General features: G+C 73.4%; 13 protein-coding genes, 2 pseudogenes and 1 riboswitch. Of the genes and pseudogenes, 8 read left to right on the plus strand and 7 right to left on the minus strand.

Annotated elements, in window-relative coordinates; translation table 11 throughout:
• From B1205_RS11410 to B1205_RS31280, 3 genes are all read left to right on the plus strand, one after another.
• Positions 1 to 635, plus strand: a 635-nt coding sequence (locus tag B1205_RS11410; protein ID WP_254909861.1) for a DUF72 domain-containing protein, incomplete at its 5' end; no start/stop codon positions are given.
• A gap of 56 nt (positions 636 to 691) precedes the next feature.
• Positions 692 to 877, plus strand: a complete 186-nt coding sequence (locus B1205_RS11415; protein ID WP_089155842.1) for a GTPase activator — start codon at positions 692 to 694, stop codon at positions 875 to 877.
• Positions 878 to 971: 94 nt separating this feature from the next.
• Complete coding sequence (locus tag B1205_RS31280; protein WP_254909862.1) at positions 972 to 1,172, plus strand: hypothetical protein; 201 nt, start codon at positions 972 to 974, stop codon at positions 1,170 to 1,172.
• Positions 1,173 to 1,585: 413 nt separating this feature from the next.
• On the opposite strand, the gene B1205_RS11425 is transcribed toward B1205_RS31280, so the two are convergent.
• Together B1205_RS11425 and B1205_RS11430 are read right to left on the minus strand one after the other, a co-directional pair.
• A complete protein-coding gene (locus B1205_RS11425) occupies positions 1,586 to 2,443 on the minus strand; it encodes an alpha/beta hydrolase family protein (RefSeq protein ID WP_089155585.1) in 858 nt (285 codons plus the stop codon).
• A gap of 65 nt (positions 2,444 to 2,508) precedes the next feature.
• Positions 2,509 to 3,677: pseudogene (locus B1205_RS11430) on the minus strand (glycosyltransferase).
• A gap of 190 nt (positions 3,678 to 3,867) precedes the next feature.
• Here B1205_RS11430 and B1205_RS11435 point away from each other — a divergent pair.
• Entirely contained in the window at positions 3,868 to 4,305 is a 438-nt protein-coding gene (locus B1205_RS11435) for an RrF2 family transcriptional regulator (protein ID WP_089155586.1), read from the plus strand.
• 61 nt (positions 4,306 to 4,366) lie between these two features.
• On the opposite strand, the pseudogene B1205_RS11440 reads toward B1205_RS11435, so the two are convergent.
• A pseudogene (locus B1205_RS11440) lies at positions 4,367 to 5,568 on the minus strand (hypothetical protein).
• A 307-nt stretch (positions 5,569 to 5,875) separates the two neighbouring features.
• On the opposite strand from B1205_RS11440, the gene B1205_RS11445 reads away from it, so the two are divergent.
• Both B1205_RS11445 and B1205_RS11450 read left to right on the plus strand, forming a co-directional pair.
• Entirely contained in the window at positions 5,876 to 7,933 is a 2,058-nt protein-coding gene (locus tag B1205_RS11445) for a DNA gyrase/topoisomerase IV subunit B (RefSeq protein WP_089155843.1), read from the plus strand.
• Between the two features lie 32 nt (positions 7,934 to 7,965).
• Positions 7,966 to 10,455 carry a DNA gyrase/topoisomerase IV subunit A gene (locus B1205_RS11450; RefSeq protein WP_089155587.1) on the plus strand — a complete coding sequence of 830 codons (2,490 nt, stop codon included), beginning with the start codon at positions 7,966 to 7,968 and terminating at the stop codon, positions 10,453 to 10,455.
• A 99-nt stretch (positions 10,456 to 10,554) separates the two neighbouring features.
• Here B1205_RS11450 and B1205_RS11455 read toward each other — a convergent pair whose 3' ends face one another.
• The 3 genes from B1205_RS11455 to B1205_RS11465 form a co-directional block, all read right to left on the minus strand.
• Positions 10,555 to 11,877, minus strand: coding sequence for a uracil-xanthine permease family protein (locus tag B1205_RS11455; RefSeq protein ID WP_089155588.1), 1,323 nt, complete (start codon positions 11,875 to 11,877; stop codon positions 10,555 to 10,557).
• Between the two features lie 66 nt (positions 11,878 to 11,943).
• The gene (locus B1205_RS11460) at positions 11,944 to 12,582 is read right to left on the minus strand and encodes an alpha-ketoglutarate-dependent dioxygenase AlkB (protein WP_089155589.1); all 639 of its coding nucleotides are present in this window, start codon (positions 12,580 to 12,582) and stop codon (positions 11,944 to 11,946) included.
• Positions 12,583 to 12,622: 40 nt separating this feature from the next.
• Entirely contained in the window at positions 12,623 to 13,948 is a 1,326-nt protein-coding gene (locus B1205_RS11465) for a polysaccharide pyruvyl transferase family protein (protein ID WP_089155590.1), read from the minus strand.
• A 160-nt stretch (positions 13,949 to 14,108) separates the two neighbouring features.
• Here B1205_RS11465 and B1205_RS31285 point away from each other — a divergent pair, with 160 nt between their 5' ends.
• Positions 14,109 to 16,193 carry an acyltransferase family protein gene (locus B1205_RS31285; RefSeq protein ID WP_254909863.1) on the plus strand — a complete coding sequence of 695 codons (2,085 nt, stop codon included), beginning with the start codon at positions 14,109 to 14,111 and terminating at the stop codon, positions 16,191 to 16,193.
• 304 nt (positions 16,194 to 16,497) lie between these two features.
• Positions 16,498 to 16,638: riboswitch (cyclic di-AMP (ydaO/yuaA leader) on the plus strand.
• Positions 16,639 to 16,839: 201 nt separating this feature from the next.
• Entirely contained in the window at positions 16,840 to 17,709 is an 870-nt protein-coding gene (locus B1205_RS11480; protein ID WP_089155591.1) for a C39 family peptidase, read from the plus strand.
• A 1,110-nt stretch (positions 17,710 to 18,819) separates the two neighbouring features.
• Here B1205_RS11480 and B1205_RS11490 read toward each other — a convergent pair.
• The coding region (locus B1205_RS11490; protein WP_089155845.1) for a CDP-glycerol glycerophosphotransferase family protein at positions 18,820 to 20,492 on the minus strand (1,673 nt) is incomplete at its 5' end.

The following is a 20,492-nucleotide window of genomic DNA, read 5'->3' on the forward strand; positions in this document are numbered from 1 at the left end:
TCGAGGCGCTGCCGAGGGAGCTGCGGCCGACCGGTGGCCCGAGCTGGATCCGGTGGCGTGACCTGTCCGCCGGGGCGTACGACGAGCTTTGGGACCGGTTCCACGCGGCGCTGGCGCCGCTCGCGGCGGCCGACCGGCTCGGCGCGGTGCTCCTCCAGTTCCCGCCCTGGCTGGCCCGCGGCGAGGCGGCCCGGCGACGGATCCTGGCCGCCGCGCAGCGGTGCCGTCCCTGGCCGGTCACCGTCGAGCTGCGACACTCCTCCTGGTTCGCCGAGGACGCCATGGTCGACACGGTGACGTTTCTGCGCGAGCACGGGCTCGGGTACGCCTGCGTGGACATGCCGCAGGGACACGCCTCCTCGGTGCCGCCGATCCTCGTCGCCACCACCGACCTGGCCGTGATCCGGTTCCACGGGCACAGCGCCGCCTGGGAGAGCGGCGACAAGCAGGAGCGGTTCCGCTACGCCTACGCCGAGTCGGAGCTGCGGCACTGGTCGGTGCTGCTGCGGGAGTTGGCCGACCAGTGCGCGGAGCTGCATGTGCTGATGAACAACTGCTGCGGCGACCAGGCCCAGCGGGACGCCGCCGCCCTCGCCGGGCTGCTCGACGTCGCACCGGCGCCCACCGGCGCCTGAGGTTTCCCCGACCGCCGCCCGGGTACCGGCCAGGGACGACAGCGAGGGGGGAAGACGTGGACGAGCGGCGGGACGAGCAGGCCCCGGACGACCGGGACCCCCGGGCCACCCGGGAGGCCGAGGAGGCGCACGGCGGCAGCATGGCCCCCGGCCTGGTGGACGACACCGGACACCCGGTGTCCGGGTCGCCGGTGCCGGCGAACGAGCCGTCCGCACCGGGCGAGGACGGCACCGGCTCCTGACCGCCCGCCGGATGTCGGGCACGGCACGGCCGGCGACCCACCCCGTTGTGGGCCGCCGGCCGNGGCGCCGGCCATGTGACGCTTGGCCGCGCCCATGGCGGCCACCTTGCCGAACGTCTTCGGCGCGGCCATCAGCCCGCCGGCGCGGTTCAGCATGCCGCGGAACACCTGGCCCGGCTTCTGCTGCTCACTCATGTACGCCGTGACCACGACCAGCGCGCCGGTCAGCGCCGGGATCGCCCACTGGAGCATCTTCATCTGCCGCTGGCTCGCGGCGACGTTCGCCGGGGTGTGATGGTTCGGCTCGGTGGTCCCCTCGACCGGCGGGCCGCCCGCCTTCTCCAGCCGCATGCCGACCAGCCGGCTGTAGCCGGTCACCGCGAGCGCGGCGACGGTGAGCCCGGTCTTCACCGCNCGCCGACCGCGCCGGCCAGGTGTGCGCCGATCGCCGCCGCGTTCACCGGCGTCCACCGCGCCCAGCCGGCCGAGGCCACCGGCAGCCGCTGGGTCGTGTCGTCAATTCGTGCCGCCGCGCCGTTGACGCCGAGCGCTCCCATCAGCGAGCCGCCGAACCAGGCCGCCAGACCCAGGTCGTGCATCGAGCGCAGCGCGGTGTGCCGTTCGGACATCTGATCCCCCTCCACCGTGTTCGGGCGGTGCGGCATACCCACCTTCGCCCGGCTCACGCCCCGGAATCCGCGCCCCGTGTCAGCGGCGCGGCAGCGTGGCCACGAACGCGGCGATCCGGGCGGCCAGCGGCGTCGCCGCGCGGACCCAGGTGAAGTGGTCGAGCGGGGCGCCCGCCTCGGCGACCGTGTAGCGGTGCCGGGTCACCGGCGCGGCGGTCAACTTGTCGCAGAGGTGGTCCACCGTCTCGTGCGGGGTGTACTGGTCGTCGTCGACGCTGACCGCCAGCACCGGCGTCCGGATCCGCCCGACCGCGGCGTCCGCGTCGACCCCGTCGAGCGTCGGGAACCGGCCGGTGCGGGCGGTGTGCGCCCAGTCCCGGATCACGCCGCGCGCCTGCCGGCCGCCGAACCCCCAGCCGGGCCAGACGCCGAGCAGGCGGGCCGCGGCCGCGAGGCCCTGGGTGTACGGCAGCACGCCCCAGCCGCGCCGCCCCGGGTACCGACGCCACCAGGGCAGAGCCGCGGCCACCAGGGCCAGCCCGTCGACCTTGCCGGCGTCGTGCAGCGCCTGGTGCAGCACGGCGACCTGCCCGCCGAGCGAGTGCCCGAGCAGCAGCCGGGTGCGGCCGTCGAGCCGGGGTTTGAGCGCGTCGAGCACCGCGCCGACGTCGGTGGCCAGCTCGGCGTAGCCGTACCGGCAGGTGCGGGCGGGGGCCGGCGTGCTCTCGCCGGTGCCGCGCAGGTCGGCCACGATCACCGCGAGCCCGGCGTCGCGCAGCGCGGCGGCGAAGGGGCGGTAGTAGCGGGCCCGTACCCCCATGGCCGGCCAGATCAGCACCACCGGCGCGTGCGACGTCCCGGCCGGTTCCGGATGGATCTGCACGCCGAGGCGTGCCCCGTCGACGTCCACGTACTCCTGCGTGTAGTCCCCGCTCACCGGCCCAGCGTACGGGGCGAAGCTACCGACGGGTAGCAAGGGGTGGCGGGCCGGTCCGGCACCGGTCAGGCCGCCGCCGGCGCGGGGCGGGCCGCGGTGGCGAGCGTGTCGTAGACCGCGCCGAGCTGCTCGGCGCAGCGCTTCCACGAGTACCGGCTGCGGACCCGGTCCAGCGCGGCGGTGGCGTACGTGAAGCGGCGGACGTTGTCGGCGAGCAGCCGGCGCAGCGCGGCGCCCAACGCGCGCGGGTCGCGCGGCGGCACCAGGTCACCGGTCAGCCCGTCCACGATGCTGTCGGCGATGCCGCCGACGGCGGTGCCGACCACCGGCACGCCGCAGGCCATCCCCTCCAGCGGGACGCGCCCGAACGGCTCGTGCCAGCCGGCGGCGACCAGCACATCCGCCGAGCGGTACCAGGCCGGCATCTCCCGCCGGGGCACGCCGCCGAGCAGCCGCACCCGGTCGGCCACGCCGCACGACTCGGCCAGCGCGGACAGCCGGCGGGCGAACGTGTCGGCCGGCAGCAGGTCGGCCGGTGGCCCGCCGAGCACCACGCACTCCGCGTCCGGGACCGCGGGCAGCGCCCGGACCACGTCCAGGAAACCCTTGCGTTCGACCATCCGGCCGACGGTGAGGATGCGCGGGCGGTCCGGGTCGCGCGGCGCGACCGGCCCGTCCGGCCGGAACACCGCCTGGTCGACGCCGGCCGGGACCAGCGCCATCCGGGAGCGGGGCACCCCCATCCGGACCAGCTCGGCGAGCTCCTCCTCGCACTGCACGACCACCCGGTCGACGGCCCGGCCAAGCGCGCGCTCGTAGCCGATCCGTCCCGGCTGGCCGGCGTCCCGCACGCCCCGGTGCCGGCGCTCCACGGTGCCGAGCGAGTGGTACGTCAACACGGTCGGCACCCCGGCGCGGCGGCCGGCGTGCACCGTGGCCAGCCCGCTCATCCAGAAGTGCGCGTGCGCCACGTCCGGGGTCCAGCCCCCGTGCCGCCAGGCGCCCGCCAGCCAGCCGCCGAACTCGCCCAGGTGCGGCAGCAGCTCGTCGCTCGGCACCCGCCGGGCGGGACCGGCCGGCACGTGCCACACCTGGTAGCCGTCCGCCGCGGGGACCGCCTCGGGCAGGGTGGGGGAGTCGCGGCGGGTGTAGACCCGGACGTCGTGCCCNCGGCGTCCCCCTCGCCGCCGACGGCGAGCGGGCTGGCGTGCTCCGAAATCATCGCGATGCGCATGGATGACCCCTACCCTGGTGATCCGCCGCTAACCGGCGGACCGTCGACTTCTCCGGGAGCACGACTGTCTCCTTCGGACGTCGAACGGGTCGACCGTCACGAAACAGGCATTCGACAGTCCGCTTCGGGGGCCGAGGTCCCGGAACATCGACCCGTGTCGCGTCCGGCGCGAAGTGGCTAGGGTCGGTACGTGAGGCTCAACCGGTCGACCGACATGGCCCTGCGGATCGCCATGCTGACCGCCGCGTCCCCGGTCCGCGCCACCGTGGACGAACTCGCCAGCCGGCTCGCGCTGCCCCGCAGTCACGTCGCCAAGGTGGTGCAGCGGTTGCAACGGATCGGCGTCCTGGTGACCATCCGGGGTCGCTCCGGCGGGGTGGCCTTCGCCGAGCACGCCGGTGAGCTGACCGTGGGCCAGGTCGTCCGGGCCTTCGAGGGTGACGGCGAGGTGGTCAACTGCCACGAGCCGGCCTGCCCGCTGGTCGCCGGCTGTCGGCTGCGCGGCGAGCTGCGCCGGGCCCAGGCCGCGTTCCTCGCCGTGCTGGACGGGGTGCGCCTCGGCGAACTGGTCGCCGGCCCGACCGGCCCGCTCCTGCTCAGTCTCGGCGCCCCACCGGCGGCCCGCTGACCGGCGGCCCGTCGAGCCGACCGGTCGGCGCCCCGGCCACGCGGGACGCCGACCGGGTCGGTCAGCTCACGGTGATCGTGCCGTCCGGGGCCCGGACGCAGGAGACGCTACGGGCGCCGGTCGCCGCCGCCCCGCTCAGGCAGCGGCCGAGCACCTGGTGGCCGGCGGCGCTCGGGTGCCACGACTCCTGGCAGGTCTGGAAGTAGGTGCCGCAGGCGTTCGCGATCCGCTGGATGTCGAGCTTGTCCTTGCCGGAGAGGCTGGTGACGAAGACGCCGCTCGGGCCGTCCATCAGCCGGATCGGGGTGGCCAGCGCGTTGGCCGGGCTGCCCGCCGACTCGCAGAGCCGGGCCCCGTCGAACGCGCGCTGCACGTTCAGATAGACCAGGTCGTCGGCCGGGAACTCGGCGGCCAGCGTGCCGCGCACCGAGCTGACCAGCGAGCCGAGCCCCTGGGAGAACCGCTGCCCGGGGGCCAGGCTGGCCCGGTGGATCGGGCAGCCGGCCGCGTACCGCTCGGCGCCCAGGGCACGGAACTTATCCCGGGTGTCGTCCCGACTGTCCTCGCTCCAGTAGCTCTGGTCCAGCTCGTACGGCAGCGGGTTGGTGTAGTCCTGGAACACCACCCGGTGCTGCCCGTCCGCGTCGACCTGGTCGAGCGTGGTGAGCAGTTGCCGCAGCGCGGTCGTGGTCTCCGCGGTCGCGGCGGCGAACTGGGCGGCGGTGCCCAGGTCGGCGTCCGTGCACGGCTTCTGCTCCACCGGCCCGCCCAGGTACGCCCAGAACTCCCNCCGAACGTGAACGAGCTGTTGTTCGAGCCGAGACCGACCAGCACCACGTCGATGTCGTGGGTCCGCGCCACCGCCCGGAGCTGGTCGAGCTGGGCGGCGACCTGCCGCCCCTTGGCCCGGGTGGACGACGCGTTGGCGATGTCGTACGGCTGCCCGCCGGAGCAGGCCAGGTTGAACCGCGCGGAGATGCCGGGCAGGTCGGCCTGGAACAGCGAGGCGTTCGGCGAACGGTGGCAGAAGTAGGCGTTGGCGTTCGCCGCTGACCAGCCGGGGAAGCCCTGCGTGACGCCGTTGACGTCGACCACCGGCGCGTACCCTCCGGCGCCCTCGCCACTGATGAAGCTGTCACCCAGTGCGACCGCGGCGGTGGGCAGCGCGGCGGCGGCCGGCCGGGCGGGCGCCGCCGCGGCCGGCAACGCCACCGCGGCGAGCGCCAGCGCCGCCGCGAGCGCGGAACGACGAAACACGGACATACCCGACCTCACCCTCAGACATCGAAACATGAAAGATTCTTCGAGGGGGCGATCAGATCACGGGCGTGTGACGAGCGTCAATGGTCGGACCCGAGGTCACGACGGGTGTTAACAATCCGCCGGTCGGTGATCGGGAAGACGGCCGGCGGGTCGGATCGTTGTGGTGCACGGACGCCTCTCGGCCCGGGTGCCACCGGCCTGTCGGAGCGCCGGGCTAGGCTCGCTCCGGCGCGCCGCGCCCGGCGATCGTCGTGGGCGGCCGCACGGTGAACGGCACCACACCGCCGAGACCTTGGAGTACGACCAGTTGACCGCACAGCCTGAGACGCTCTACGGGGCGGACGACCTCACCCATCTGGAGGGCCTCGACGCCGTCCGCAAGCGCCCCGGCATGTACATCGGCTCGACCGACAGCCGTGGCGTGGGTCACCTCGTCAACGAGATCCTCGACAACTCGACCGACGAGGGTGTGGCCGGTCACGCCACCAACGTCGACGTGATCCTGCACGCCGACGGCTCGGTCCAGGTCGACGACGACGGGCGGGGCATCCCCACCGACGTGCACGCCAAGTCGGGCATCTCCGGCGTCGAGCTGGTGCTGACCCGGCTGCACGCCGGCGGCAAGTTCGGCGGCTCGGGCTACAAGACCTCCGGCGGCCTGCACGGCGTGGGCGCCTCCGCGGTCAACGCGCTCTCCCGCCGCTTCGACGTCACCGTCCGCCGCGCCGGCAAGATCCACGTCATGTCGTTCCGGCACGGCGTGCCCGGGGTCTTCGACGGCGACGGCCCCGACGCGCCGTTCACCCCCGGGCCCGGTCTCCGGGTGGCCGGGGCGATGAAGCGCGGCCAGCGCACCGGCACCTCGATCCGCTGGTGGCACGACCCCCGGTACTTCGAGACCGGCGCCGCGCTCGACACCGAGGCGGTCCGGCTCAAGCTGCGCAACACCGCGTTCCTCGTCCCGGGCGTGGCCTACCGGCTGCGCGACGAGACCGGCGAGCAGGCCACCGAGGAGCACTTCCACTTCCCCAACGGCCTGACCGACATGGTGGAGTTCCTCGCCCCGGCCGGCGACCGCCCGGTCTCCGGCACCCTGCTCGTCACCGGCGAGGGCACCTACCGCGAGAACGCCGCCGACGCCAACGGCGTCATGCAGTCGAACGTGCAGCGCCGGGCCGAGGTCGAGGTGGCGTTCCGCTGGGGCACCGGCTACGACCGCACCGTCGAGTGCTTCACCAACACCATCCGCAACGCCCACGGCGGCACCCACCGCAAGGGCTTCGAGCGTGCCCTGGCCCGCACCCTCGCCGAGGCGGCTCGCACCACTCGCGGCCTGCTCCGGGCCAAGGAGGACGCGCCCACCCTGGACGACGTCCTGGAGGGCATGACCGCGGTGGTGCACGTCCGCATCCCGGAGCCGCAGTTCACCTCCCAGACCAAGGACGAGCTGTCCACCGCCGGCATCACCAAGGTGCTCCAGGGCCTGGTCGAGGCGCACCTCAAGAGCTGGCTGGACGACCGCCGCACCAAGGCCGAGGCCCGCACGGTGCTCCAGAAGATCGTCGACGCGGCCCGGGTCCGGCTCACCCAGAAGCAGCAGAAGGACGCGGCCCGCCGCAAGACCGCGCTGGAGGGCGCGGCCATGCCGGCCAAGCTGGTCGACTGTCGCGCGTCAGGTATCGACAGAAGTGAGCTGTTCATCGTCGAAGGCGACAGCGCCTTGGGAACAGGGCGCCTCGCCCGATCCTCCGAATACCAGGCACTTCTGCCGATTCGCGGCAAGATCCTCAATGTGCAGAAGGCCAACCTCCAGCAGGTGCTGGACAACGCCGAGTGCGCCGCGATCGTGCAGGTGCTCGGCGCCGGCTCCGGGCGCACGTTCGACCTGTCGTCGCTGCGCTACGGCCGGGTGCTGATCATGGCCGACGCGGACGTCGACGGCGCGCACATCCGTACGCTGCTGATCACGCTCTTCGCCCGCTACATGCGACCGCTGATCGAGGCCGGCCGGCTCTACGCGGCGATGCCGCCCCTGCACAAGATCACCACGAGGGGGCGCAACCCGCAGACCGTCTACACCTACACCCAGGCCGAGATGGAGGCGACGGTCCGCAAGCTGGAGAAGGCCGGCAAGCAGATCGTCACCCCGATCCCACGGTTCAAGGGTCTCGGTGAGATGGACGCCGACGAGTTGTGGGAGACCACCATGAACCCGGCCACCCGCGCCGTCCGCCGGATCACGCTCGACGACGTCGAGGCCGCCGAACGGATCCTCGAACTGCTCATGGGGGAGAAGGTCGAGCCCCGCCGCAACTGGCTCATCGACTCCGCCGGCCGCGTCGACCGCGACGCCATCGACGCCTGACCACCGCGTTCGTTTCGGAAGGAAGCTGCACCATGGCACGCCGCAAGGACGACCGCGCCAAGGCGGACCTCTCCGCCTTCGACCAGGCCGGCGCCCGGGTCTTCGACAACCCGCTGGTCACCGAGGTCTCCGACTCCTACCTGGAGTACGCGTTCTCGGTCATCCACTCCCGCGCCCTGCCGGACGCCCGGGACGGGCTCAAGCCCGTGCACCGGCGCATCCTCTGGTCCATGCACGAGTCGGGATTCCGGCCGGATCGATCGCATGTCAAGTCGGCCCGCGTGGTCGGTGACGTCATGGGTCGGTACCACCCGCACGGCGACACCGCGATCTACGACGCGCTGGTCCGGCTCGCGCAGGACTTCTCGCTGAACACTCCACTCATCGACGGGCATGGAAACTTTGGATCCCCGGACGACGGCCCGGCGGCGGCGAGATATACCGAATGTCGCATTTCTCGGCCTGCGATGCTGCTGGTCGGTGAGCTGGGCGAGGACACCGTCGACGTCGAGCCCAACTACGACGGCTCGCTGACCCAGCCCACCGTGCTGCCGGCCGCCTTCCCGAACCTGCTGGTCAACGGCGCGTCCGGCATCGCGGTCGGCATGGCGACGAACATGATCCCGCACAACCTCGGCGAGGTGGTCCAGGCCGCCCGCTGGTTGATCAACCACCCGGACGCCACGCTGGACCGGTTGATGGAGTTCGTGCCCGGCCCCGACCTGCCCACCGGCGGGCTGCTGCTCGGCCTGGACGAGGTGCGCCGGGCCTACGAGACCGGGCGTGGCGTGGTGCGGATGCGCGGCCGGGTGGAGATCGGTCCGCTGGAGGGCAGCCGTGGCCGGCAGGCCATCACGGTCATCGAGCTGCCGTACGGCGTGGGCGCCGAGAAGGTCATCGCGGCCATCACCAACGAGGTCAACAAGACCAAGCGGCTGACCGGCATCGCCGACGTCAAGGACCTCACCGACCGGGAGAACGGCACCCGCCTGGTCGTCGAGTGCAAGGTCGGGGTGAACCCGCAGGCGCTGCTGGCCGACCTCTACCGGCTCACCCCGCTGGAGCAGTCCTTCGGCGTGAACAACCTGGTGCTGGTGGACGGCCAGCCGCGCACGCTCGGGCTCAAGGAACTGCTTGAGGTGTTCCTGTCGCACCGCTACGAGGTGGTGACCCGGCGCAGCGCGTACCGCAAGCGCAAGCGGGAGGAGCGGCTGCACCTGGTCGACGGCCTGCTGATCGCGCTGCTCGACATCGACCGGGTGGTCAAGCTGATCCGGGCCAGCGAGGACGCGCAGGCGGCCAAGGACGGCCTGATGCAGCGATTCAAACTGTCCGAGATCCAGGCGACCTACATCCTGGACACGCCGCTGCGCCGGCTGACGAAGTACGACCGGATCGAGCTGGAGGCCGAGCAGGAGAAGCTGCGCGGCGAGATCGCCGAGCTGTCGAAGATCCTGGACGATCCGAAGGTGCTGCGGAAGCTGGTCTCCGACGAGTTGGCCGCGGTGGTCAAGCAGTTCGGCGCGCAGCGGCGCACCACGCTCGTCGACGGTGACCTGAAGGAGGTCTTGGCCGCCTCCGTGCCGGCCGGTCCGCTGGAAGTCGCCGACGACCCGTGCCAGGTGATCCTCTCCGCGACCGGGCTGGTCGCCCGGACCGCGGCCGAGTCGGAGGAGGCCGCCGAGGCGCGACGGCGCAGCGGTCGGGTCAAGCACGACGCGGTACGCGCGGCGGTGCACTCCACCGCCCGGGGGCGGGTGCTGCTGGTGACCAGCGCCGGCCGGGCGTTCAAGATCGACGTGTTGCCGCTGCCGGTGCTGCCGGAGCAGTCCGGCACGGTGTCGTTGCGGGGCGGCATGTCGGCGGCGGAACTGGTGCCGCTGGAACCGGGGGAGTCGGTGGTCGGGCTCGCCCCGCTGGGTCCCTCCGCCGAGGGGTCGCCCGGCCTGGCCCTGGGTACGCGTCAGGGCGTGGTGAAGGTGTGCGCGCCGGACTGGCCGGTCCGCTCGGACGAGTTCGAGGTCATCTCGCTGCGCGACGGCGACGAGGTGGTCGGGGCGACCTGGCTGACCGACGGCGCCGAGGCGCTGGCGTTCGTCTCGTCGGAGGCGTCGTTGCTGCGTTTCGCGGCGTCGCTGGTCCGGCCGCAGGGCCTCAGGGGCGGTGGGATGGCCGGGATCAACCTGCCGGCGGGGGCGCGGGTGGTCTTCTTCGGCGCGGTCCGCACCGACGACCCGCAGCACGGTGAGCCGATGGTGGTCACGTCCACCGGCGCCACGGTCAAGGTGACGCCGTTGGACGCGTACCCGGCGAAGGGGCGGGCGACCGGCGGGGTGCGCGCCCAGCGGCTGCTCAAGGGCGAGGTGGATCTGTCCGTGGCCTGGATCGGCCCGCGGCCGGTGGGCGCGACGGCCACCGGCGACCCGGTGGACCTGCCCCCGGCGGACCCACGTCGCGACGGCTCCGGCTTCGCGGTGATGCTCGGCCCCACCGTGGTAGGCCACCACATCGACCGCCCCTGACCCACCCCGCCCACCCCTCCCAGCCCCACCCCGCCGACCCAGCGTTGATCATGAAGTTGACCGCACCGGATCAGTCGATTCGCGCCGCCAACTTCATGATCAACTACGGGGGTCGGGGGCGGGGTGGGGGTGCGGGGTGGTGCCGCGCAGGTGGGCGATCAGGCGCATGCCGTGGTAGATCACCAGGGCGGCGGCGGTGCCCAGCGCGATGCCGTTGAAGGACAGGTCGCCCGCCGTCAGCGTGTAGTTGGCCGCGCCGACGATCACGGCGACCGCGGCGGTGAACAGGTTGACCGGGTCGTGGAAGTCGACCCGGTTCTCGATCCAGATCCGGGCGCCGAGGATGGCGATCAGGCCGTACAACGCGGTGGTGGCGCCGCCGAGCACGCCGGCCGGCACGGTGAGGATCAGCGCGCCGAACTTCGGGCAGAGCCCGAGCAAGATCGCCGTGCCGCCGGCCACCCAGTACGCGGCCGTCGAGTAGACGCGGGTCGCCGCCATCACGCCGATGTTCTCCGCGTACGTGGTGGTGCCGGAACCGCCGCCGGAGCCGGCCAGCACGGTGGCGAGACCGTCGCCGAGGAACGCCCGGCCCATGTGACGGTCGAGGTTGCGGCCGGTCATCGCGGCGACCGCCTTGACGTGCCCGGCGTTCTCCGCGATCAGCACCAGGATCACCGGGATCACCAGCACCACGGCGCGGAGGCTGAAGCTCGGCGTGTGGAACTCGGGCAGGCCGACCCAGGCGGCCTGCCGCAGCCCGGTGACCGCCTGCTGGTCGAGCTGGCCGGTCAGCGCGGCCAGCGCCCAGCCGACCACCACGCCCAGCAGGATCGACAGCCGGGCCAGGAAGCCGCGGAAGACCACCGTGGTGACCAGGATCGCCAGGAGCGTGACCACGGCGATCAGCGGTTGGGCCTTGACGCCGGTGCCGGCACCGCCGCCGTCCCAGGCCACCGGCGCGAGGTTGAGCCCGATCAGGGCCACGATCGCGCCGGTCACCACCGGGGGCATCAGGGCGTCGATCCAGCGCGCGCCGGCCCACTGCACCACCACGCCGACCAGCGCCAGCGCGGCGCCGGCCACCACGATGCCGCCGAGGGCCGCGCCGATGCCGCCGTCGGTCTTGGCGGCCAGCACCGGGGCGATGAAGGCGAACGACGACCCGAGGTACGACGGCAGCCGGTTGCCGGTGATCAGCAGGAACAGCAGCGTGCCGAGGCCGGAGAAGAAGAGCGTGGTGGCCGGCGGGAAACCGGTGATCAGCGGCACCGTGAAGGTGGCGCCGAACATGGCGACGACGTGCTGCACGCCCACGCCGACGGTACGCGGCCAGGAGAGTCGTTCGGCGGGGTGGACCACGTCGCCGGGGCGCACCGAGCGGCCGTCGCCGTGCACCGCCCACGTGGGAAACCTGGTCATCGCCTCACCCCTCACGGGGTGCGATCGACCCTGGGGGTTGTTTCTAGCATGGGCCCGGTGGCCGGGTCAGGCCACCCCGGCGGGGCGGAACTGGACGCTGACCCGGGGGCCGACCGGGCGGGTGGTCTTGGGCACGGCGTGTTCCCAGGTGCGTTGGCAGGAGCCGCCCATCACCACCAGGTCGCCGTGGCCGAGCGGGAAACGCAGGCTGACGCCGCCACCGCCGCGCGGGCGCAGCAGCAGCGGGCGGGGCGAGCCGAACGAGACGATCGCCACCAGGGTGTCGGTGTGCGCGGAACGGCCCTGGGTGTCGCCGTGCCAGGCCACGCTGTCCCGGCCGTCGCGGTAGAGGCATAGGCCGGCGGTGACGAACGGCTCGCCCAGCTCGGACGCGTAGTGCCGGGTGAGCGCGTCGCGGGCGGTGGTGAGCACCGGGTGCGGCAGCGGCCGACCGGCGGCGTACCAGCAGAGCAGGCGGGGCACGTCGACCTCGGTGTCGTACATGGTGCGGCGCTCGGCCCGCCACGGCACGTCGTGGCGCAGCGTGTCGAGCACCGCGTCGGAGCCCCGCACCCACCCGGGCAGGTGGTCGACCCAGGCGCCCCGGGTCAGCTCGTGCCGGCGCACCTGGCCGGCGAGCGGGCCCAGGGTCGGGCCGTCGGCGGCCAGGTCGAGCATCGAGGGCTGGTACGCGACGTCGGACACGCCCGCGATCGTACCCCGGTCTCGAACAGGCGTACGACGCTCAACGCCGCAGGATGCGGCGGACCGGGTCCGGGACGGCCTGCTTGATCCGCTCGCGCAGCCCCTGGCCGCGCAGCTCGCCGACCGTCTCGGTGAGCTTGCGGTTCTCGTCGTGCAGACGCTCGATGCGGGTCAGCAGCTCGGCGGTCGGGGTGCTGGCGACCGGCCGGACGGCCGGCGGGAACACCGTCTCGCGGACCCGCTGGTCGAACCGGGCGGCGCTGTCACCGTCGGCGAACGAGGTGCCGAGGTCGTGCTTGGCCAGGAACCCGGTGATCGTGGCGAAGCGCGCCTTGTGCCCGGCGTTGAGCGCGGTATAGTCGGCCTCCGCGTAGAGGTCGGCGGCGTCGACGTCGGCCGGCACGTCCCGCATGATCCGGTGCGGGATGTCGAAGTAGCGGGCCAGTTCCAGGGTGCGCGAGTCGTGCGCGAAGAGGTAACCGGGGGTGCCGGAGATCAGCGCGGTGATGGTGCCGTGGATCCGGGTGCCGAAGTTGAAGTCGAACCCGGACAGGTACGACATCCACGTCCACGGGTCGACGAACATGCGCACCTTGTCCTCGACGAACAGCGGGTGCGAGGTGTGCAGCGGCATCTCACCGCTCTTGCCCCGGTGCTCCGGCGCGTCGCCGTAGAGCAGCGTGCCGAGGGTCCGCAGGTCCTGCGGCACGTAGCGCAGGTTCGGGTAGCGCTCGCGATGGTGGCGGACGACCGCGGCCATCGAGGCGACGTACGGGGAGATGGTCAACGCGATCCGGCCGTCGGCGGTCAGCTCCGGCCGGGTCTTCTCCAGCCGGAAGTCCTCGCCGTGCAGGAACATCGACGGGCAGCCGATCTGCTCCACGGCGGAGAAGCCGAGGGTACGCAGGTAGCCCTCGGTGATCTCGCCGCGTACCCCGATGCTGTGCGAGCGGTCCAGTACGGCCCGGCAGAACGCGCTGACCGGCTCGTCGATCTGCCGCAGGTACTCGCGGTCGCCGTCGACATTGGTCTGCACCCCGACGCCGAGGACCACCACCGGGATCTTCAGCCGCTCGATCAGCCGGGTCAGCGGGTTGAGGCGGTGCACGAAGCTGCGGCGGAAGGCGTTGGCCAGCGGCACCACGAAGACGTCGTACCGTTCGTTGATCTCGTCGGCGAGGCGCGGGTCGGCGGGCGACCGGGTGGGGGTGATCTCCGTACCGGAGGTGGCCAGCAGCTTGTGCGCGGCGTGGCTGAAGACCAGGTTGCCGGTGTTGTCGCCGATCCAGTTGCCGGCGAAGGTCTCCTCCGGCGTGAGGACGTCGAACGGGCCCTTGCGGGCGCGGAGCAGGATCCGCTGGTGCATCCGGTTGGCTCACCTTCCGTACAGGCGGGGGCAGTTCCGGCGGGAGCCGGGTGGGCGCTCGCTCGCGCAGGAACGGAAATCCTATCCGCCGTCCCCCGGCGGTCGTCCGGACGTCGCCGGGGGAGGGGGCCCGCGTCCCCCACCCGGTAGGGTGCCCGGGATGACCAGTGCGCCGACCACCGCCCGCGCTCCGCGGCTGCCGTCGCTGACCGGGCTCCGGTGGATCGCCGCCCTGCTGGTCTTCGGCTTCCACGCGGGCACCATGCGGATCATCGCCGAGCCGGAGCTGAAGACCGTCATGGACAAGACGTTCAGCCTCGGTCTCTCCGGGGTGGAGTTCTTCTTCGTCCTCAGCGGGTTCGTGCTGGTGTGGTCGTACCGGGACGGCGAGCCGGGGCGGAGGTTCCTGCGCCGCCGGCTCGCCAAGATCTACCCGAACCATGTGGTGACGTTCGTGGCCGCGCTGGCCGTGGCGGCCTGGTTCGCCGACCCGGTCCTGCCGTGGGCCGCGATCGGCAACCTCTTCCTGGTCCAGGCGTGGATCCCGCTGAACGGCTACTTCTACAGCGTCAACAACGTGAGCTGGTCGCTCTCCTGCGAGCTGGCCTTCTACCTGTGCCTGCCGCTGGTGGTGCCGTGGCTGCGCCGGGGCCGTACCGGCGTGCTCCGGGCGGTGCTGGTCGCCGCGCCGCTGCTCATCCTGGCGCTCTGGCCGGGTCAGCACCTGGTGCCCGAGGAGCAGCGCTGGTGGTTCACCCAGATCTTCCCGGTCACCCGGTCGCTGGAGTTCTGGATGGGCGCGGCGGCCGCCGAGCTGATGCGCCGCCACCGCTGGCGCGGTCCCGGCCTGCCCGTGGCCAGCCTGCTGTTCGTCGCCACCTGGGTGGTCGCCGCGCTGTGGATCCGGGCCGAGTTCTGGGCGGCGCTGCTCGCCGTGGCGTACGTGCTGGTCATCGCCGCCGCGGCGGAGGCCGACGTGCGGGGTCGGTGGACCCCGTGGCGCTCCCGGGCGATGGTCTGGCTCGGCGAGGTCTCATTCGCGTTCTACCTGGTCCACGTCCTGGTCATGGTGACCGTGCTGCGGCTCACCGGCGACTGGGGCACCGGGCTGCCCGGCTGGCGGGGGCCGCTCGCGGTGCTCGGCTTCCTGCTGCTCAACCTGGCGCTCGCCGCCGCCCTGCACCGCTGGGTGGAACTGCCGATGATGCGCCGCCTCGGCCCGTCGCGCCGGCCCCGCACCGGCCCGGCCGCCGTCGCGCCGGCACCAGCCGTGCCGGCCCCCCGGTCNCACCCGTCGAGTACGCCGGGCGGCGTCGGTCGGATTGAGCCGTCCGCCCTGTTCAGCGGGCGTGGCGACACGCCGCAGGGCGGTGCGCGGAGGCGGGATCCGGCGGTAATTTGTACCCGTGCTCAGGGTCGGCCCCGCACCCGCCCTCGGCGGCCCGGCGACGCCGCGCGGAGTTCCCCGGCCACTGTCTCCCGTGAGGTGCCGACCATGTCGCAGACCGTTCTCCGCCACTTCCTCACCGAGGTTCCCGAGGCCGCCGCCATCTGGTCGACACTGACCGTGCTCGCCCTCGCCCTGCTCGCCGTGCTGGTCGCCCGCCCGGAACGGGAACCGGCAGAGCCCGCCCCCGAACCGGTCGACGCGGACGCGGTCCACCGCGCCGACCTGGCCCGCTACGCCGACGAGGTGGCGGTCGCCGCCGCCGGGGCCGCCCAGACCGCCCGTCGCCGCCGGGAGCGGTGGCTCGTCGCCCAGGACGAGGCGGAACGGGCCTGGGCGGCCTACGACGAGGCGGACGCGGCCGCCCGCCGACTCGCCCTCGCCGCCGCGCTGCCCACCCCGCGCACCCCGCACACCCCGACCGAGTACGCGGCGCGGGAGCGCTGGCTGCGCCACGCCGCCATGACGGCGTACTGGCGGGGCGACCTGACCGCGCGTCAGCTCGCCGACGTGCTGGCCGGGCGCAACGGGTGGGACCCGCGTCGCCACCCGGCCGAGCAGGAGGCCGTGCTGGCCGGGACGATCCGCGACGGCCGCCGCGCCCGGTGGGAGGCGGCCGCGGCGCGGGAGCGGCTCGCCTGGCGGGACGCGGAGTTGGCGGCCGACGCGGCCCGGACGCTCACCGTCGAGGCGTACGCGGCCGCCACGGCGCTGCGGCCCGTACCCGCGCCCCGGGCTTCCGCCGTGACCCGGGTCCCCGTCGCGGCGGCCCGCTGGCGCCCGGCCCGCATCGGCTGAGAGCCGGCGGCCCAATCGTTACCGAGAACGGTGAGCGCGGTCACCCGGCCCGCGATTCCCCGGCAAGCGGCCGATCCGATCGGCCGCGCTGCGCCGGATGCCCGTTTCCCCGGTCGACCGATGTCCCCTTTCCGCCGAGCGGTTCCCCGGCGACCGGTTGTCCCATTGAGGGAAATGAGTAACCCCCTGTTCCGATATCCGTGTCCCCTGACGATGTTTGCGCAGGTGGGAGCGCTTGGCAGGGCGCATACCCACCGGTAGTGTCGGCGCGTCCGGCGCGGTTCCCGATCGCAGAAGGCGACGCCGTGCCGACCCGCCTAATCGTGCACACACGAACCGGGGACCCACAGCAACACCGGGGTGAATCCGCGCGCCACGGCCGCGGTAGGGCGTACTTCCCGCCCGAATCCGTCAGCTAACCCGGTCGGCGGCCACGGAAGGAGTTCCATCCCCGTGACCACCCCCCGATCGTCTCCCCGCCTCCACGGCCTCGGAGTGCCGGCGCTCGCCTGAGCCCGGCCGCCCCCTCGATCGCCCGGCACCCCCGGGCGCTCCCTTCCCGCGGCAGTCCGCCCTCCAGCGCGTGCAGCACCTGCACGCGCGGGGCCGGCGTGTGCCGCGTTCACGCCCCCGTGGAGGAAACCCCGTGAAGCACCACCTGAAGCGTCAGTTGCGGCGTCTCGCGACCGAACGCCCGTACCAGATCATCGCCGGTTCGGCCGCGGCCCTCGTGCTGGTCGGCGGCACCGGCGCCGCCCTCACCGCCACCGACGACGCACCTGTCCGGCAGGAGAACACCGCAACGGTGGCGGAACTCGGCGCCCGCCTCGGCGACACCGCCGGACGGGGCGAGGCCCGCGTCGCCGTGCCCACGCCGTCGGCCTCACCCAGCGCCTCACCAACTGGTTCGCCAACGGCCTCGCCCGCTGCCTCGCCCAGCGCCTCGCCGTCGGCGAAGGCGGCGGCCAAGGCCGACCCGGACACCACGCCGAAGGCCAAGCCGAAGCCACCGTCGAGCAGGACGCTCGACTACGACTACCAGGCGCAGACCACCTACTACTACTGTGGCCCGGCCGCCGTGCGCAACGCGCTGAGCGCCACCGGCATCGAGCGCAGCCAGGACACCCTCGCCGTCGCGCTCGGCACCACCGAGTCGGGCACCAACTCCGCCGAGGACACCACCCGGGTGCTCAACCAGCAGGTCAAGGGTGACCCGTACCGCACCCACGAGATCCCCGGCGCAGCCACCTCGGGGCAGACGAAGGCGCTCCAGGCCGACGTGGTCGAGGCGATCAGCGCCGGCCGGGCGGTCGTCGCCAACGTCGCCGGTGACGCCACCGACACCGCCGGCGGCTGGCACTCGTTCCCGGGCGGCCACTACATCGCCGTGGTCGGCTACAAGAACGACGGCCGGACCGTACGCATCGCCGACTCGGCCGACCCGTCGCTGCCGTCGTACTGGGTCACCACGGTCGACCTGGCGAACTGGATGTCCACCCGCGGCTACTCCGCCTGACCTCGTTCCCGGTACGCCCGGAGGCCGGCACCCCGTACGGGTGTCGGCCTCCGGGCATCTCGGGCAGATGCGTGCCCGTTCACGCCGCCACCTCGGGGGACGTGGTGACATCCCGCCTGCCCCGATGCCACCGTTTCGGCGTACTGGTGGTCGATCATCCGGCTTGTCCCGGGTGTCGACGGGCGCTCCGGTCACCCGGGCGGGCGGGTGGAACGGAGGCGCGTTCCGCCCCGCGGAGACACCCGTAGCGCCTCACCTACGGCGCCCGCACCCTCGCCGGCTGCCGGGCGCCGCCACCAGCCCGGGGAAGTGGCGGCATCCGACCCGTCTGATGCCGCCGGTTCCCCGACCCGGTGTCGCGACCTGCCTGCCCGGCCTGGGTGCGCCCGTCGGCTGGGGAACCGCACGGAGCCGAGAGGGGCATTCCTGGTCATAGCGGTCAAGCTGGCGTGACCGGCGATGCCAGTTCGGGGAAGTGGTGGCATCCGGCCCGTCTGATGCCGCCAGTTCGCCGACCCGGTGTCGCGACCTGCCTGCCCGGCTCGGGTGCGCCTGTCGGCTGGGGAGCCGCACGGAGTCGAGAGGGGCATTCCTGGTCATAGCGGTCAAGCTGGCGTGATCGGCGATGCCAGCTCGGGGAAGTGGCGGCATCCGACCCGTCTGATGCCGCCAGTTCGCCGACCTGGTGTCGCGACCTGCTGCCCGGCCCGGGTGCGCCCGTCGGCTGGGGAACCGCACGGAGTCGAGAGGGGCATTCCTGGTCATAGCAGTCAAGCTGGCGTGATCGGCGATGCCAGTTCGGGGAAGTGGCGGCATCCGACCCGTCTGATGCCGCCAGTTCGCCGACCTGGTATTTGATCAACGCTTCCGGAGGACGGGCGCGGGCGGCTGGTCATGGATCCGGCCGCGTTCGCGGTGGGGGAGTCGAGGCTGGCCGCGACCGACGTGCCTGCTGGCCCGGGGCGAGTTGAACCCGATGGTGACCGATGCGTGGCTCAAGGAGTTGGTGGCCACCCGGCCGGAGCGGGCCACAACGGGCACGTCGAGGATCCGGCCATGGTGCTCGCCCCGCTCGACGCCGACCCGGCCAACCGGGCGGTCCCGCTGGAGTCAGACGGCCGCGCGCGGCGTCGGAACGGCGAAGTCCGGCTCCAGCTCGCGGCGGGCGGCGGTGAGGAACGCCTCGGCGTACCCGTCGGCGGGGAAGTCGCCGAGGTACCGGGTGCGCGCGGCCCAGCGTTGCGCCGCCGACGGGTCGGTGTCGAGCAGGGCGGTGAGCACCTCGTCCACGTTGGACATGTCCCGGCGCAGCACGTAGCCCGAGGCCGCCAGCGGGAACCGGTCGACGAAGTGTGGGCCGTCCGCGCCGGTGTCGGTGACCGCGTACGGCTTGCTGGAGTAGAGCCAGTCGGAAATGACCCCGGACACGTCGGAGACCAGCGCGTCGGCGCGGTTGACGCACTCGGTCAGCGTCAGTTCCCGGCTCGCTGCCGTGCCCCACAGGTGGGGCCGCCCGGTCTTCGCCTTGTCCGCGGCGAGCAGTTCGGTGAGCCGGGCGAGATGCCGGGCCGAGGCCGGGTTCTTGTCGGTGTACGGGTGGGCGCGCAGGATCACCGTGGCGCCCCGGTCGAGCAGCCGGCGGATCAGCGTCTCGGCCACCGGCAGTGAGCAGTAGTTGGCGTCGGCGTGGTGCCCGGTCCAGGTGGGGGTGTAGAGGACGGTCGGGTGGGCCGGCGTGGACACCGGCTCCCGGCGTACCTCGATGGCCTCGACCTGGGGGCGGCCGACCACGACGAACTTCTCGGCGGGGATCTCCACGCCGGCGCGGGCGTACCGGTCGATCGCCGCCTGGCCGGCGACGAAGATCTTGTCGAAGATCGCCGAGACCGGGTTGGCGCTCGGGGCCTTGTCGCTGTCGCCGTGGTGCAGTTGCACGTGGGTGAGCTGGGTGAACCGGATGCAGTGGGCGTTCTTCGCGCCGTGGTTGACGTAGAACGCCGCCCGCAGGCTGGGCACCAGCGCCTCGTCGAGCGCCTTCAGCGTGGGGCAGAGCACCACCGGGGCGCGGGTGGCGGCGGCCACGGCCGGCAGGAACTCCGGCTCGCGCAGCACCACCAGGAACGGGCGGCCGATCCGTTCCAGGTACGGCAGCCACATGGTGACCTGGTATTCCGAGCCGGGCGGGGCGGAGAAGTGCAGCAGGAACTCCGGCTGGTGCCGGCGCAGCGCCCGGCCGACCGGTCCACCCCCGGCCGGCGGCCGGAACCGGCGCCGGGCGAGGTCGAGCGCGACCGCGGCGCAGCCGGCGCCGACCAGCAGCGTGGCGGCCAGCGCCGCCCACGCCGGCAGGGTCAGGGCAGCGGCGGACGCCACCAGCGCGAGCAGCACCAGCAGCGCGTCACCGAGCCGGGCGGCGACGAGCGGCGTCCAGGTGCGTACCGGCAGGTTGGCCGCGCGGATCTCCAGCGCGCCGGCCTGGCGCAGCGGGCCGACCAGCAGCACCAGGCCGAGCAGGACGAGCGCGGTGGCGGCCAGCGCCGGGTCGAACCCGTCGTCGAGCCGGCGGGCGTAACCGACCAGGATGCCGGCGGCGACCAGCACCGTCTCGGCCAGGCCGTCGGCGCTGGGCCGGACGCGCCGTTCCCAGGCGGTGGCGGCCAGCGCAGCGACCGCCACGGCCAGGCCCCAGCCGGTGGCCCCGGTGAGCGCCACGACGAGGAAGGCCAGCACCGCCAGCCCGGTGGTCAGCACCCGGGCGAGCAGCTTGCGGACCAGGTCACCAC

This window comes from Micromonospora sp. NBS 11-29 (genome assembly GCF_002140155.1).
GTDB lineage: Bacteria > Actinomycetota > Actinomycetes > Mycobacteriales > Micromonosporaceae > Micromonospora.